Here is a 15,246-nt window from a genome sequence, read left to right on the forward strand (position 1 = left end):
CATTTTGAGAAAAAAACGATCATCGCCGCTGCGAGTATCCTGCTGGTGTTTAGCTCAGCAAGCGGCTTTACCGTTGAATGCTGCCGCGGCGGCGCTGGACATCGTCCATTCCAAAGAGAAAAAGCTTCAACAAACTGAAATGGGAGATGCGGAAAACCAGCTGGAATACGAGATTGCCACCTACAAGAAAAGTCCGCTGACGAAAGAAGATCTCACAGCGGTTGCGGAAAGCATCATCATGCAGAGTGAGTCTAAATCGCAGGAAGAATAGTCAATATAGAATGTGCAAATCACCCTGACCCTGGGCGGAAGTTCCGAGGTTAGGGTGATTTTTTGCGATTTGGGGCTATTTGTATGGAGCTGGGTTCATTTACCTAGAGTTATTTCCGATTGCACCATAGCCGTTTTAAGCAGTGTCACAAATCGACGCCAGGTGTAGGACTGTCTAAAGGGTTCGTGTCTTGGTGTCCCTGCCTGCTGCTTGCCTTTTGCACGATTATCCCTTTCGTTCAGAGAGCAGGGGGTGGGGGCTAGAGCAAGGGTTTCAAAAAAAGAGAGAAGAAAAAGAGAGGGGGAAAAAATGAGGTGGTTCAAGTGAAATATTCGGTTTGAAAAGAGAACGTATGTTTGGTATGATAAAATAAATTTAACGCACGTTCGTGAATTCTTGATTCGGAGGCTAGCGAACATGGATGTCAATGCGGGAACGGAACTTCAACCATTCAGTAGCCGTTATAACAGCGAGCAGGTCTGCATGGAGGCGCTGATCGCGATGAAGTGGCCGAACGGCTTCGTCTGCCCGCGCTGCGCTCACACCCGGTGCAGTCGCCTGACTTCCCGGCGTATTCACTTGTTCGAGTGCGCAAAGTGCAAGCATAAAACGTCGGCTTTGGTCGGTACGATTTTTGATGGAACCCGGCTGCCCTTGCTCAAGTGGTTCATGCCCCTGGATTTATTCCTGCTTGAGGGCGGCATCTCGTCGATGCGACTGAGGGGTTAGCATGAACAGTCCGGGCGTTGCTGCAGATGGAAGGGTTAAGGCTACAGCAAAATCACGGTCTTTTCGTTTCCCTCGCGTCTTGTCCTTGATCTCCTGTCCTGATCTCTTGTCCGGTCTGTTTCTCTGCTACCTGATCAAAAGGGGTAATTGTGCAAAGTCTCCGGGCAGCGAGTGTTGATCTGCCGCGCACCCCACTTCCTTATCCTCAAGCTTTCAACGCCCTTCCGCGTTTCTTGCCACGATCGGTTTTCGGAATATATTTGATCGATAAATTTGTCAACAATTCCATAAGTTAAATTATGAAAAACCCTAGTTCTCTAATTTTATGAACGAGGGTTTTTCTCAGTTATGCTTTGGTTTGAAAAGAAGAAAGCAAAATACCGCTGCGATCTACAAGGCCAAGCTCATACGCTCTTTCAATCATGGCAAAACGTTGTGTGGCGAATTCGCTGAAGCCAGGACCGATAAATATGGAGTCTGTTGGAACATTTGAAGAACCCGTTCAAAAATCGTGATTACCGCGCCCTTTGGCATGATGCTGTTAATAGGAGTGACTGACTTGTTGACAAATGTACAAATAAAATATATTGTAGACATATAAAATCCGTAATAAGTTGTGTGAAAGTTCACTCGGTAGCAGGGGCGATTTTTTTTGACCATATTACGGATATGAAGTATCTATAATATATATATTTGAAAGGATGATCATGATGACTATTGAGCACGCAACGGATTCCAATTTTAAGGACATGGTGCAGACGGAGGGGGTAACCGTTGTGAATTTTTGGGCTGTTTGGTGTGGTCCGTGCAAGATGTTTGCACCTATTCTGGAGGAGTTTGCAAGGGAAGCAAGCGGTTCCGTAAAAGTGGTCAAAGTGAATGTGGACGAAAATCCGGTGACTTCTTCGCAATTTCAGATCATGAGCATACCGACCACCCTGATCTTCAAAGACGGGAAGCTCGTCCATAAAGAAGTGGGCATATTGCCGAAAGGTGTCTTGCAGCAACTCACTGCATAATAAATAGAAAGTGATGATTGCATTATGAAAAGAAAACCCGGATTGATCATTGCCTCGCTGATCGTCGCGAATTTTATGGCACAATTGATGCAAACGATGCTTAACACGGCGCTGCCGCAAATGATGCAGGACCTCGGGATCAGCGCCAATAGAGCGCAGTGGTTGATTACCGTCTACCTTCTTGTCACAGGTATTACGATACCTGTGACTGGTTTTTTAATCCGAAGTTATGCAACAAGAACCCTGTTTTTCGTCTCCGTCGGAGCGTTCACAACCGGGACGATGATTGCCGGATTTTCCTCTGATTTTGCCTTTATTCTGGCTGGACGCGCTATTCAGGGAGTGGGCACCGGACTGTTGGTACCGCTGTTTATGAATACGATGATCTTGGTGTTTCCAAAAGAAAAAATCGGCACTGCGATGGGACTAGCCAGTCTCATCGTTGGACTCGCTCCGGCGCTTGGCCCGACGATATCCGGTTTGGTTATTCAACATCATTCCTGGAGAGTCTTGTTTTACGGGGTTGCGCCCATTACGATCGCAAACTTGGTTGTGGCCTATTTTTGTTTGAAAAATGTAGGGGAGATCGAAAAAGCGAAGTTGGACCGTAGGTCGATCCTTTATTCTACTTTGGGATTCGGCGGCCTGTTGTACGGATTCAGCATCGTTGGCGAACAAGGAGTAAGCGCCGGTCTCTCGTGGTCCATTATTGCGGTTGGGCTCATCATGGTGTTCTTGTTTGTGAAGCGTCAATTCAAGCTGGCCGTACCTTTGCTTGATTTCAATGTGTTTCGCTATCCGAGATTTACTTATCCTTCAATCATAGGCGTAATTCTGTATATCGTCATGGCTGGGGCAGAACTGCTGCTTCCGATTTATGCCCAGAATGTCAGAGGGCTGATGCCGAGAGAGTCGGGGCTCCTGCTTTTTCCGGGCGCTTTGCTTATGGGATTGTTCGGATGGTTATCGGGAAAAGTTTACGACCGTTTTGGCCTTCGTTTGTTGATTCGGATCGGTTTTCTCTTTATTGTTGCCGTTACCTTGCTTTTAACCATCACGTTAACGGTTCATATGTCTTATAGTCTATTGGTTGTTATTTATGCCCTCCTTATGGCCGGGATGGGCTTTATGTTGACACCGATCACCGCTTTTGCCATCGCGAGTCTTCCCAGTCCCATTAGTACGTATGCTTCGCCTATGACGACGGCCATACGTTTCTTAGGGATGTCCATGGGCGGGGCTTTGCTGATCACTATGATGACTTTTACGGCAGATGCCAGCTTAGCCGCTTTTCCTGTGAATATGCTCGAAGGGATTCATACTGCGTTTTGGACATTAACTGCGATTGCCGCGGTTGGATTTTTGCTTACCTTCTTCATCCCGTTTGCTTCATCTCAGCCGCAAGTGACGGAGAGCCGTCAGGCATCGCTTTAACGAACAGGTTTAGCGCCAATTACAATGACTTGACATCACACCGTTTAAAAGTTATTGTGGATAAATAAAGTCCTTGATTGAGGTGAACACAAGCGATGAAATTTTCCAAAGCGACGAACTATGCTCTCCACACCATGCTCTTTCTTGCCGCAGCGACTCCGGATAGATTGATCGGTGTGCAGCAATTGGCGGAGCGGCAGGAGGTTTCGCCTACGTATTTGTCCAAAATCCTAACCAAGCTGGTCAAGGCGGGGATGATCGAATCCACTTCAGGCGCCAATGGGGGATACCGGTTAAAGCGGAATTGGGAGGACATTTCATTCCTGGATATTATTCACGCCATTGAAGGCACGGCCTCCTTGTTTGAATGTGAATTAAATCATGGGCCGGATTGTTTGATTCAGAAGGTGATGGTATCGGCCGAAGAGCAGATGGAGGAGTATTTAAGAAGCCAAAAAATGGCTGAGCTTGCCAAAAAAATAACGGTTGTTCTGTAAGGAACGACTGTTTTTTTAGATTTTATTGTGGATATAAAAAGTCTTTAAAATCCATTTTGAAGATGAGAGGAGATATGCAGTATGAGGAACGATTTCTTTAATGAAGCCGCTTGGGAGCAAGCGTGGAAGGAAGATATGCATACAGCGGTGAACAAGATGAAAAACGCCGGAATCGATCCGGTCCGCACGTTTGACGATAAGGCAAAGTCATTCAACGAGCAAGCGTTTAACGGAGAGGGCAGACAAAGAGCAAAGCGGATTATGAATTGGCTGGAAGGGCAGGGTGTAACCTTCAAAGGCACCTCCATTTTGGACATTGGGGCCGCCTCGGGCGGATTTTCGGTGCCGTTTGCGGAGCGAGGGGCCCAGGTTACCTCGGTGGAGCCTAATCTTTCATTGGGGGAGTTGCTGCGCGAAAATATTGCGGGAATGACGAACGGGAGGGTTGATGTTGTAGCTGAGCCGTTTGAAGACATCGATATCCAAGCTAGAGGTTGGGATAAAGCCTTTGATTTCGTATTCGTCTCCATGTGTCCGGTGATTACCGATTGGGAGAGTGTGGAGAAGGTGCTGAGCTGCGCGCGAAAGTTCTGTTACATCAGTATGACCGCCGGTTCCAGGGAACACAGTCTGGTGAACGAGATTTGGCCGCTGGTCACCGATCAGCCGATGAAAAACGAACATCTGGAGATGGCCTACCTGCTTCATTTACTCTATCTCAAAGGCTATTCTTATGAGTCGCTCGTAACCAAAGAGATGAAAACGACGGAGGTTTCCAAGGAAGCGGCGCTCCAGGAAGTGATGAACTGGCTGAAAATGTTTAATTTGCCTGCAGACGATCGGTCCCGGAACATCGTCGCCGAGTATTTGGAACGGACTTATCCGGCGGACAAGGTGGAAATCCGGCAGGGCGGCCGCTTTGGCAAGGTGCTGATTCGCTTGCAAGATCAGAATATGTACACCAGGGAGAGTCTATAAGCCGGGGAGGGAAAAGCAGCGGCGGAACAGGGGAACCTACCCGGTTTCCGCCGCAATCGCTTAATATCTGACCTGGAAAGCTATCATTTTATTTCACCCTAAATTCGTACGCACTAAACGGGAGATCCGGCAGCATGGAGGGCTAACGGACCTGAACGACCTTATTTTCCTGAAAAGACACCGTTTTAATTTCTAACGGACAGGGGGGACGTTATTTACTAGAAAAAGGCCGGAAACGTACTCCTAAATGCCAAATAAGGACTGTGGTGTCCGTTACATTTTGAAAACGGCTGTTTTCACCAAAATAACGGCGCTGGTGTCCGTTAGAATTGGCTGTACACTACCGGATTGCTCGACTAGGCGTTTACCCCAACGGTTTCCGCAATCTCTTCATATCACTGATCGGCGGCAGGCCGAACAGGCGGGCGTATTCCCGGCTAAATTGGGAGGGGCTTTCGTAGCCGACCTGGAAGGCGACGTCGGCGGCGTCGGCCGATTCGGACAGCAGGATGCGGCGGGCCTCCTGGAGCCGCAGCTGCTTCTGGTATTGGAGCGGGCTCATGGCCGTGACCTCTTTGAAATGGCGATGCAGGGAAGAGGGAGCCATGTGGGCGATCGCGGCCAGCTCCTCGATGCGCAGCGGCTTGTCGTAGTCCTCTTTAATCCGCCGAACGACCTGGGCAATCCGGTTGGCCGTGCTGCCGCTGACGGCGATTTGCCGCAGAGCATTGCCCTGGGCGCCGCGCAGGGCCCTGTACAAAATCTCCCGGATCACCATCGGCGCCAGCACCGGCGCATCCTCCGGCCGCTCCGTCAGCTTCACCAGCCTGATAGCGGCGTCCAGCAGGTCCGAACTTGTTTGATCGACGAACATCCCCCGCTGCGAGTCCCCTCTGGGCAGGTCTGACAGCCCCGCCTCATTGATCAAGTCCAGCACCTCGTTCGGATCGAAGTTCAGCCGGATACATAGATAAGGCGAATCCAAAGAGGCCTGGGTCACCTGCGCGGAAACGGGCAGATCCAGGGATACGACCAGATAACTGGAAGGACCATACGTATAACTCTCTTCTCCCAGCATCACCACCTTGGCCCCTTGAGCGATGATGCAAATGGCCGGTTCATGGACGGAAAACGAAGGAAACGCCGTAGTCGAGCTGCGCAGCAGGAACAGCGACGGGATCGCGGTCGGGTGGGTTCCGTTTTCACTTGTGTTTTTTTCGATCAGCCGGGCCAGCTCGGTTTGGTATGCGTCTAGTGAGTCCGGCGAATCCGATGAATGAAGCATCCGGCTTTCCTCCTTTTATTTGTTGTGGCCATTATACCTTTTTTCCTCTATCTTAAAAAGCAATGTGAGAGGATCAGGCAATCATTTGCAAGCATCGGGCTATCTCCTCCGGCTGCGTTTGCTTCATAATGAAGCTGCAGGAAAGGGGAGATTCGTAATGGCAAAAAGTACAATCCAACAGCCGCATCCTTATATAGGCATGTGGGTGACCAAAGACGGATACATCCGTCAGGAGCTTCTGCCCGAAGGACGTTACGACGAGGCGCGCGGCAACCGGAAAAGCGCCTATACGGGCAGCTATACGATCATCGGCAACCGCATCGAATATGTGGATGACACCGGATTTACCGCAGACGGAGAATTTGCTGGCGATGTGCTGTATCACGCCGGGATGATTTTTATCAGGGAAAAATAAAGGAGAACAGGAGGTGACCACCTTATGACGAACGTGTCGAAGGTTTGGTTTATTACGGGGGTATCGAGAGGGTTAGGCAAGCTGCTGGCGGAACATGCGCTGTCCCAAGGAGACAAGGTGATCGGTACGGCACGGGACGGTGGGGCCGATGAGTCGCTGCGGGAGCAGGGGGATTTTCACGTTCTTCCGCTGGAGGTTACTGATAAGGTCCAGGTCGTGAGCACGGTGCAGCAGGCCAAAAGCATTTACGGTCGGTTGGATGTTGTGGTCAACAATGCCGGGTACGGTCTTTTGGGCGCCGTTGAAAATGCCTCGGAACCGGAAAGCGAACGGGTTTTTGGCGTGAATTTTTTCGGAGTCCTGAACGTTATTCAGGCGGCCCTGCCGATGTTGCGAGAGCAGCGAAGCGGCTATATCGTCAATATATCTTCCATCGCCGGGTTGGCGCCGGGGGCCGGATCGGGGATCTACGCCGCCGCCAAAAGCGCGGTGATCGGGTTGTCGGAATCGCTGGCCCAGGAAGTGGCCGAGTTGGGAATCAAGGTGATGGTGGTGGAGCCGGGCGCCTTCCGCACGGACTTCCTGTCCGATCATTCCATCCGGCAAAGCGCGCAGACCATCCGCGATTATGAACCCGGCGTTTACGCTAAAGCAGGGGCGATGAAAGCGACGGCTGGTCAGCAGAAGGGGGATCCCGCCAAAGCGGCCGCGGTGATTTGGGAGGCCATCGCAAGCACCACACCTCCGCTGCACTTGGTGCTGGGGCCCGATGCGCTTAAGCGGACCCGCGACAAACTGGCCAAGCTTAACGCGGACATGGCAGCCTGGGAAGCGCTGGCGAGCGGGACGGATTTTTGATTTTCCTGGATAATTCCTTAATGAAGGCCGTCCATTGTGGACGGCTTTTTACACTTTCATTCTGGACATATCGGTCCTGAATGGTATATACTTTGTTCGGGAGGTGGCACAACATGGTACGCCCGCGTAACTTCGATGAAGACGATGTGTTAAGAAAAGCAATGACACTTTTTAGGACCAAAGGGTATGAAGCTGCGTCCCTGAGTGATTTGCTGCAGGCAACAGGGCTTAGCAAAAGCAGTCTTTATGAGACGTTTGGCAGCAAACACGATCTCTTTATTCGGGCATTTGAATTGTACCGGATTAAACGCATGGCTGGATTAGTCGAATGCTTGAGCGACGAGAATGTGTACCGGGGGATTGAAACCTCCTTTCATACGCTGCTTGATGGTGAGGGCAGTCAACTGGGCTGCATGACTTCCAATGAAGCGATCGAATTGGCCCCTCATGACGAGCAGTTTCGCAAGATGGTCGAAAGCGATTTTGATGATGTCGAGCAGGCCTATCTGAATGCGATTGAAAGAGGGAAAAGCAATGGCTCGCTAGAAACCCGAATCGAGTCGTTGAAGTTAGCCCGTTTCCTCACCGTCTCCTTGCAAGGAATCAACGTGATGGTGCGAGCACAATCCAAACGGGAAAGAATCGTGGATTCGATTTCCCTGATTTTGGAAAAGCTGAAATAACCGAAGCGAGCAGCTCGCTTTCTTTTTTCAATGTTATGGACCGATCGGTCCGCAGCATAGGCAAGGCCCTTGTTTTTTTATCTATTATGGACCAATAGGTCCTTAATAAGAATATATACAGAAATGAGGAATGGAATATGAATCAAAAGTTTGAACCCCTTTTCAAATCGTTTACTCTGCCTTCAGGTGTGCAATTGAAAAACCGGGTGCTTATGGCTCCCATGAGCATGACGGCATCCGGCGCAAATGGAGAATTGACGGATGTAGAGTTAGCTTTTTATAAAGCACGCGCTCAGGGAGTTGGGGCTGTAGTGACCGGCGCATTGGTGTCGCCAAACGGGAAGCTGATTGAACACGGTATTGGTATCGATAACGATACGCTGCTGCCTGGATTGCACAAGCTGACGGCTGCTATACAAGAAAATGGAGCCAAAGCGATTGTTCAGCTTTATCATGGCGGACGCTTGAGCAATCCGGCCCTGGTCCCGGGCGGTCATGTGCTGGGCGCAAGTCCTGTCGCGGTAGAACGTGAAGGTGCAGCCGTTCCAAAAGCAATGACCGATGCGGAAATTGAAACCGTGATCGAAGAGTACGCTCAGGCGACGCGCAGGGCGATTGAGGCCGGTTTTGACGGCGTTGAAATCCACGGTGCCAACGGATTCCTGATGCAGCAATTCTTCTCCCCCCACTCCAACCGAAGAGAGGACAAATGGGGCGGAACGTTGGAAAAACGCATGACCTTGCCTCTGGAAGTCATAAGACGTGTAAAAGAAACGGTTGCAGCACATGCCACGTCGCCATTTGCCGTCGGATATCGAATCTCGCCGGAGGAGAACGAAACCCCAGGAATCACCATGACGGATACACTTCATTTCGTCGATGTGCTGGCTGAACAAAACCTGGACTACATTCATATTTCCGTGGATCGTTTCTGGGCTGGCCCGAGACGGGACGACAGCATTAAACAATCAAGAATCGTCATGGTGCAGGAACGGGTGGGCGATCGCGTCCCCGTGATCGGCGTCGGGGGATTGTTGACTCCGGAGGATGTCGTTCAAGCCCTGGAAACCGGCGTTCCCTTAATCTCGCTTGGCCATGCGATGGTTATGAATCCGGAATGGGTTGCCTTGGTGCAAAGCGGTCGTGAAAAGGAAATTAAAACGACGCTTTCCCGTTCCGCGCAAAAAGAGCTGATGATCCCGGATGTTTTTTGGGGAATGATCACCAATACACCGGGCTGGTTTCAAGTGGTGGATTAAATTCCTGACAAATAGTTGTCAGGGTCTCCACTTTATAGGCGAAGGAATTCCGAAGATTTTGTCGAATCAGTATCCTTATGATGAAAAGAAGAAAAATCGCGGCCATTGTCGGCTTGTTCCTGCTTGCGCTGACCTTGGTTCGCCTTGCTTGGATTAACGTACAGACAACTTCGACCCGAGTCGAAGCCGAAGAGGGAGTCTTGGATCTGCGCGAATGGTCCCCCTCTTCCAAACCGATACTTTCCCTTGTCGGACAATGGGAATTTTATCCGTCGCAGCTGGTGACGCCTGGTCCGGAAGGTGCGTTCGATTCGGAAGGAAGCGTCGCCAAAACGGCAACGGTCCCCGGAAGCTGGCAGCGGGACCTTTCTCCGTCGCGCAGGTCGACTTTCGGATACGGGACGTATCGTCTGCGCGTTCTATTGCCTTCCGAAGACTTGCCGAAATTGACTGTTCGCGTGCCGAGACTTTCCTCATCCTCGGCATTGTATGTGAACGGGCGGTTGCTGGGCGGATCCGGCCATCCGGCGGACAGTGTTTCGTCCTACACGGCGGGCAATGTGCCTTATTCCGTCACCTTCACCGCTGATCGCGGCGTTCTGGATATCGTGCTGCAAACGGCCAATTACGACGACCGCGTCATGGGCGGCCTGACGGAGCCGATCAAGCTCGGAACGGCTCAGGCGGTAAACCGTGCTTATTGGTTCTCCGCCGGATCACAAGCGGCCATGTGCCTGCTGATGATCATGCATGCCCTATACGCCTTCGTCCTTTATTTCATCGGCGCCCGGCAGAAGCCGCTCCTGATTTTCTCCCTGCTGGCGATTTTCGGGGCGGCCGCCATCTCGGTTGACCAAGACCGGATTTTGTCCGCCTGGTTTGGGCTCGATTACGAATCTGCTCATAAGGTTTACTATCTATCCTACTTAGGTACGGCCGCGCTGCTGCTGCAATATATAAGAGGCTTGCTGCCGGAGTTCCCGATCCTTCGCCATTCCCGCTGGCACTTGACCGCATGCGTTGTCTTCGGTGGGCTTGTTTTGGCGCTGCCGGTCAGGCTGTACACCTATGCCGACGGGCTGCATACGGCGCTGATGCTGGTTTCTTTCGTAACTGCCCCGATCTTCCTCTATTTGGCGGTCCGAAGAGGCGTTCCGGACACGATCTATATGCTGCTCGGGGTGGTGGCGATCGCGGGGAATGTAATTTGGGGAATCGCGAGTTACTCGTTTTTTCTCGATATCGGCTATTATCCTTTCGATATGCTGGCTTTGTTTACCGCTTTTGCATTGTACTGGTTTAGGCAGTATTTCCGCAATGCCGCCGAGACGGCCAGACTGGCGGAACGGTTGCAGGCGGCCGACAAGCTTAAGGACGAGTTCCTGGTCCATACCTCACACGAGCTGAGAAATCCCCTTCACGGTATTTTGAATATGGCCCAGACCGTCCTTGACAGCGGCGGGCGAGCGGAAGAGGAGGCCAATCGGGAGCGCTTGAAGCTGCTCGTTTCGGTGGGCAGGCGCATGTCCTTCCTCTTGAATGATCTGATCGATCTGACCCGGCTGCGAGAAAACCGGATCCGGCTGAATCCGGTTCCTCTCCGGCTGCAAGCGGAGGCCGCCGGCGTGCTGGACATGGTCCGGTTCATGACGGATGGAAAGCCGATCAGGCTTGAGAACCGGATTCCGGATTCGCTGCCGCCGGTACTGGCGGATGAGAACCGGCTGGTGCAAATCATGTTCAACCTACTGCATAATGCGGTTAAATTTACGAACGAAGGGCGAGTCGCGGTCGAAGCTGAGGTTGCAGGCGGCAGGGTGGTGGTCCGCATTTCGGATACCGGGATCGGTATGAACGGGGCGACGGTGAGCCGGATCTTCCAGCCTTACGAACAAGGCGCGGCGCAGGCGGAAACGAACGCGGCGGGATTTGGGCTGGGGCTTACGATCACCAAACGTCTGGTGGAGCTTCATGGCGGAGAGCTGACGGTCAGTTCGGCGCCGAACGCCGGTTCTGTGTTCCGGTTTACTTTGCCCGTGGCGGATTCGGGTGAGGCCGGACCGGAGGCTAATGCGTCTGCCGCAGACAGGACGATCGAAGACGTTGAGATTCTTACCTTCGTCGAGACGGTCGCCGTTTCCGTGCCGGAGGGAGTTCCTGTGCGCGAAGACCGGCCCCGCATTCTTGCCGTCGACGACGATCCGGTGAATCTGCGCGTTCTGACGAATGCGCTCGCTCCGGATCATTACGAAATCGTGACGGCAACCAGCGGCTCCGAGGCATTGTCGCTGCTGAATTTGGGAGCGTGGGATTTGCTCGTCGCGGACGTCATGATGCCGGAAATGTCCGGCTACGAGGTCACCCGGACCGTCCGTTCTGTTTTCTCCCATTCCGAGTTGCCGATTCTGCTGCTAACGGCCCGCTATCGGACGGAGGATATTGAAGCGGGCTTTCATGCAGGGGCCAACGACTACATCGTTAAGCCTGTCGACTCCAATGAGCTGAGAGCGCGGGTAAAGGCGCTCACGGATGTCGCCCGGGCCGCGCGCGAGCAATCGCGCTTGGAGGCGGCGTGGCTGCAGGCGCAAATTCAGCCGCATTTTCTGTTTAACACGCTGAATTCATTGGCTTCGCTTGTCGAAGTCGATACTGAACGCATGCAGAGCCTGCTGCTTGCTTTCGGAGATTACCTGCGGGCCAGCTTTGACTTTGCCAATCTGGAACGGTTGGTGCCGTTGCGGAAAGAGTTGGAACTGGTGCGGGCTTATCTATACATCGAGCAAGAGCGGTTTGGAGACCGCGTTCAGGTGGAGTGGGAGGTGGGCGACCAGCTCGAGCTGCAGGTTCCTCCACTATCCATTCAGCCCTTGGTGGAGAACGCTGTCCGGCACGGCGTGCTTAGCCGTTCCCAAGGAGGCACGGTCCGGATTCGGGTGCTCGACTTGGGGGACTGTGCGGAAATATCCATTGAGGATGACGGCGTCGGCATAGAACAAGGCGCACTGCAGAGGGTTCTTCACCAGGGGGAGGAGCTCGTTGGAAACCCGGGCGTCGGCCTGGCCAACACTGATCGCCGCTTGAAGCAATTGTTCGGGAGAGGCCTGCAAATTCAGGGCTCGCCCGGACAGGGGACGGTCGTCTCCTTTATTGTCCCCAAAGAAAGCGGCAAACGTGTTAGATAAATACGGGCTTCTAAAGGTAAGACTTGACACGGCTCACCCCCATACCTATAATTGGAACTACTAAAAGCGATGATCAAGGACAACAATCTTTAGCGGGAGTCGCCCAGAGAGAGAGGACCCAGGCTGAAATCCTCTTCGGTGAACCTAAGGATTTACCACCTTGCAGCTGCGATATGGAAATCAGGAGTCTAGTCTGATGATCCTGAGAGTAAACTTCGCCGGGAATTCCCGTTACAGAAACCAATCAAGGATTCGCTGCTGCGCAGTGTTTAGCGGATCGAATTAGGGTGGAACCACGAGCGCGCTCGTCCCTTGCGGATGAGTGCGCTTTTTGCGTTTTGTAAATTTAATATGAAAAAAGCGATGATCAAGGACAACAATCTTTAGCGGGAACCGCCCAGAGAGAGAGGACCTAGGCTGAAATCCACTTCGGTGAACCTAAAGATTTACCACCTTGCAGCTGCGATATGGAAATCAGGAGTCTAGTCTGATCCTGAGAGTAAATTTCGCCGGGAGTTCCCGTTACAGAAATATCAAGGATTCGCTGCTTTACTGCTTCCGGCGGATCGAATTAGGGTGGAACCACGAGCGCACTCGTCCCTTGCGGATGGGTGCTTTTTTGCGTTCAAAATAAAAATTTTAGTTTAAGAATGGAGGAGTCCCCAATGGACATAAAAGTAACGTTATCCAATGGTGCCGTCCGGGAATACTGCCGCGGCGCGACGATTGAACAGGTGGCGGAGTCGATAAGCGCAAACTTGAAAAAAGAGGCCGTGGCCGGAAAAATCAATGGTCAGCTGGTCGATTTGCATCGGCCGATTGAAGAGGACAGCCGAGTCGAAATTGTTACGTATGGGAGCAAAGAGGGCTTGGAGGTGTATCGTCACAGCACGGCCCATTTAATGGCCCAAGCGATTAAGCGCGTGTATGGGAATGAAGCTGTCAAACTCGGGATCGGCCCGGTGATCGAAGATGGATTTTATTATGATATCGACACAGAGAGATCGTTCTCCAACGAAGACTTGATCGCGATCGAACAAGAAATGGAGAAGATTATGCAAGAGGACCTGCCGATCATCAGGCACGTCGTGAGCCGCCAGGATGCCATGAACATGTTCGAAGCGCTTGGGGAACCACTGAAACTGGAGCTGATTCGCGATTTGCCCGAGGACGCCGTCATCACTGTATACCGTCAGGGCGAGTTTGCCGATCTTTGCCGGGGACCGCATCTTCCTTCCACGGGCCGGATCAAAGCGTTCAAACTGATGAGTGTGGCCGGAGCTTATTGGCGCGGGGATGCAAACAATAAGATGCTGCAGCGAATTTACGGAACCTCTTTCCCGAAAAAAGGGGAGCTTGATGAACATTTGCGGCTGTTGGAAGAAGCGAAAAAGCGGGACCACCGGAAGCTGGGTAAAGAGCTGGGTTTGTTCATGTTTTCCGAGGAAGCGCCGGGGATGCCGTTTTATTTGCCCAAAGGAATGGTCATTCGGACAGAACTGGAAAATTTCTCACGCGAGCTTCAGATCAAGCAGGATTATGAAGAAGTCCGTACCCCGCTGATGATGAATCAGCGTTTATGGGAGCAATCCGGGCACTGGGATCATTACCATGAAAATATGTACTTTACAGAGGTGGACGAAACGAAATTCGCGCTGAAACCGATGAATTGTCCGGGCCATATGCTTATTTTCAAAAACAGCTTGCATTCCTACCGCGAACTTCCGATCCGAATTTCCGAACTGGGACAGGTCCATCGCCATGAGTTTTCGGGCGCTTTGAACGGGATGATGCGTGTGCGGACTTTTTGCCAGGATGATGCCCACATCTTTGTCCGGCCCGATCAGATTGAAGATGAGATCGGACGCGTTATCGAGTTGATCGACAAAGCTTATGAAGTTTTTGGTTTCGAGTACAAAATCGAGCTTTCCACCCGTCCGGAAAAATCACTGGGTTCCGAAGAACTTTGGAACCAGGCGGAGGATGCGCTTCGAAACGTGCTGGACCGCAGGTCTATCGATTACCGGATTAATGAAGGCGACGGGGCTTTTTACGGGCCGAAAATCGATTTTCACATTCTCGACGCGCTGAAACGGAGCTGGCAATGCGGGACCATTCAAGTCGATTTCCAAATGCCCGAGAAGTTCGACTTATCCTACATCGGCGAGGATAACCGGAAATATCGTCCGGTCGTCATTCACCGTGCGGTTTACGGCTCCATTGACCGTTTTATCGGGATTTTAACCGAACATTACAGCGGAGCGTTTCCGGTATGGCTGGCGCCCGTTCAGGTGAAGCTATTGCCGGTATCGGATTACTATCTCGATTATGCGCTGCAAGTGAAAAACACGCTTGCGGGTGCCGGCATACGCGCCCAGGTCGACGGACGTAATGAAAAGCTGGGGTACAAAATCCGCGAGGCCCAGCTCGAGAAGGTTCCTTATATGTTTGTGCTCGGTGACAACGAAGCAAACTCCGGTAGGGTGGCCGTCAGAAAACGCGGCGAAGGCGATTTGGGCATGACAAGCATTCAGGAGATCATTGCCCGGATCGCTGAAGAAGTTTGCGAGAAAAAATAATTGGAAACTAAATATAATTAATATATAGTATATTTAGAAAATACAAGATAGGATGGA

13 protein-coding genes are annotated in these 15,246 nt (G+C 51.8%); 12 read left to right on the plus strand and 1 reads right to left on the minus strand.

From position 1 onward, the window contains the following. Positions 1-4 precede the first annotated feature (4 nt). The 6 genes from ACLD72_RS22710 to ACLD72_RS22735 all read left to right on the plus strand — a co-directional run bounded on the left by ACLD72_RS22710 (position 5) and on the right by ACLD72_RS22735 (position 4,928). Complete coding sequence (locus ACLD72_RS22710) at positions 5-271, plus strand: hypothetical protein (RefSeq protein WP_411002895.1); 267 nt, start codon at positions 5-7, stop codon at positions 269-271. A 417-nt stretch (positions 272-688) separates the two neighbouring features. Next, positions 689-1,000: a transposase gene (locus ACLD72_RS22715; RefSeq protein ID WP_411002896.1), complete on the plus strand. Its 312-nt coding sequence runs from the start codon at positions 689-691 to the stop codon at positions 998-1,000. Between the two features lie 710 nt (positions 1,001-1,710). Continuing rightward, on the plus strand, positions 1,711-2,019 hold the full coding sequence (trxA, locus tag ACLD72_RS22720; protein WP_411002928.1) for a thioredoxin: 309 nt from the start codon (positions 1,711-1,713) through the stop codon (positions 2,017-2,019). A 24-nt stretch (positions 2,020-2,043) separates the two neighbouring features. After that, positions 2,044-3,453 carry a DHA2 family efflux MFS transporter permease subunit gene (locus ACLD72_RS22725; RefSeq protein WP_458476168.1) on the plus strand — a complete coding sequence of 470 codons (1,410 nt, stop codon included), beginning with the start codon at positions 2,044-2,046 and terminating at the stop codon, positions 3,451-3,453. 95 nt (positions 3,454-3,548) lie between these two features. Beyond that, complete coding sequence (locus tag ACLD72_RS22730; RefSeq protein ID WP_411002899.1) at positions 3,549-3,950, plus strand: Rrf2 family transcriptional regulator; 402 nt, start codon at positions 3,549-3,551, stop codon at positions 3,948-3,950. 81 nt (positions 3,951-4,031) lie between these two features. Then, positions 4,032-4,928 carry a class I SAM-dependent methyltransferase gene (locus ACLD72_RS22735; protein ID WP_411002900.1) on the plus strand — a complete coding sequence of 299 codons (897 nt, stop codon included), beginning with the start codon at positions 4,032-4,034 and terminating at the stop codon, positions 4,926-4,928. Between the two features lie 364 nt (positions 4,929-5,292). On the opposite strand, the gene ACLD72_RS22740 is transcribed toward ACLD72_RS22735, so the two are convergent. After that, a complete protein-coding gene (locus ACLD72_RS22740) occupies positions 5,293-6,213 on the minus strand; it encodes an AraC family transcriptional regulator N-terminal domain-containing protein (protein ID WP_411002901.1) in 921 nt (306 codons plus the stop codon). Positions 6,214-6,370: 157 nt separating this feature from the next. Here ACLD72_RS22740 and ACLD72_RS22745 point away from each other — a divergent pair, with 157 nt between their 5' ends. The 6 genes from ACLD72_RS22745 (at position 6,371) to thrS (ending at position 15,189) form a co-directional block, all read left to right on the plus strand. Continuing rightward, the gene (locus ACLD72_RS22745) at positions 6,371-6,628 is read left to right on the plus strand and encodes an Atu4866 domain-containing protein (RefSeq protein WP_411002902.1); all 258 of its coding nucleotides are present in this window, start codon (positions 6,371-6,373) and stop codon (positions 6,626-6,628) included. A gap of 24 nt (positions 6,629-6,652) precedes the next feature. Then, positions 6,653-7,486 (plus strand): oxidoreductase, encoded by an 834-nt coding sequence (locus ACLD72_RS22750; protein WP_411002903.1) that lies wholly within the window; start codon positions 6,653-6,655, stop codon positions 7,484-7,486. Between the two features lie 161 nt (positions 7,487-7,647). Continuing rightward, complete coding sequence (locus ACLD72_RS22755; protein ID WP_458476169.1) at positions 7,648-8,169, plus strand: TetR/AcrR family transcriptional regulator; 522 nt, start codon at positions 7,648-7,650, stop codon at positions 8,167-8,169. A gap of 137 nt (positions 8,170-8,306) precedes the next feature. Continuing rightward, a complete protein-coding gene (locus tag ACLD72_RS22760) occupies positions 8,307-9,428 on the plus strand; it encodes an NADH-dependent flavin oxidoreductase (RefSeq protein WP_411002905.1) in 1,122 nt (373 codons plus the stop codon). A gap of 77 nt (positions 9,429-9,505) precedes the next feature. Further along, on the plus strand, positions 9,506-12,610 hold the full coding sequence (locus ACLD72_RS22765) for an ATP-binding protein (protein WP_411002906.1): 3,105 nt from the start codon (positions 9,506-9,508) through the stop codon (positions 12,608-12,610). Positions 12,611-13,275: 665 nt separating this feature from the next. Beyond that, positions 13,276-15,189, plus strand: coding sequence for a threonine--tRNA ligase (gene thrS / locus ACLD72_RS22770; protein WP_411002908.1), 1,914 nt, complete (start codon positions 13,276-13,278; stop codon positions 15,187-15,189). The last annotated feature ends 57 nt before the right edge of the window (positions 15,190-15,246 follow it).

The sequence above is a fragment of the Paenibacillus lacisediminis genome (genome assembly GCF_046567315.2).

Bases quoted from the DNA above. Each gene is read 5' to 3' on its own strand.
- ACLD72_RS22750 (WP_411002903.1), top strand. From the start codon at position 6,653: ATGACGAACGTGTCGAAGGTTTGGTTTATTACGGGGGTATCGAGAGGG.
- ACLD72_RS22725 (WP_458476168.1), top strand. From the start codon at position 2,044: ATGAAAAGAAAACCCGGATTGATCATTGCCTCGCTGATCGTCGCGAAT.
- thrS (WP_411002908.1), top strand. From the start codon at position 13,276: ATGGACATAAAAGTAACGTTATCCAATGGTGCCGTCCGGGAATACTGC.
- trxA (WP_411002928.1), top strand. From the start codon at position 1,711: ATGACTATTGAGCACGCAACGGATTCCAATTTTAAGGACATGGTGCAG.
- ACLD72_RS22740 (WP_411002901.1), bottom strand. From the start codon at position 6,213: ATGCTTCATTCATCGGATTCGCCGGACTCACTAGACGCATACCAAACC.
- ACLD72_RS22730 (WP_411002899.1), top strand. From the start codon at position 3,549: ATGAAATTTTCCAAAGCGACGAACTATGCTCTCCACACCATGCTCTTT.
- ACLD72_RS22765 (WP_411002906.1), top strand. From the start codon at position 9,506: ATGATGAAAAGAAGAAAAATCGCGGCCATTGTCGGCTTGTTCCTGCTT.
- ACLD72_RS22745 (WP_411002902.1), top strand. From the start codon at position 6,371: ATGGCAAAAAGTACAATCCAACAGCCGCATCCTTATATAGGCATGTGG.
- ACLD72_RS22715 (WP_411002896.1), top strand. From the start codon at position 689: ATGGATGTCAATGCGGGAACGGAACTTCAACCATTCAGTAGCCGTTAT.
- ACLD72_RS22760 (WP_411002905.1), top strand. From the start codon at position 8,307: ATGAATCAAAAGTTTGAACCCCTTTTCAAATCGTTTACTCTGCCTTCA.
- ACLD72_RS22735 (WP_411002900.1), top strand. From the start codon at position 4,032: ATGAGGAACGATTTCTTTAATGAAGCCGCTTGGGAGCAAGCGTGGAAG.
- ACLD72_RS22755 (WP_458476169.1), top strand. From the start codon at position 7,648: ATGACACTTTTTAGGACCAAAGGGTATGAAGCTGCGTCCCTGAGTGAT.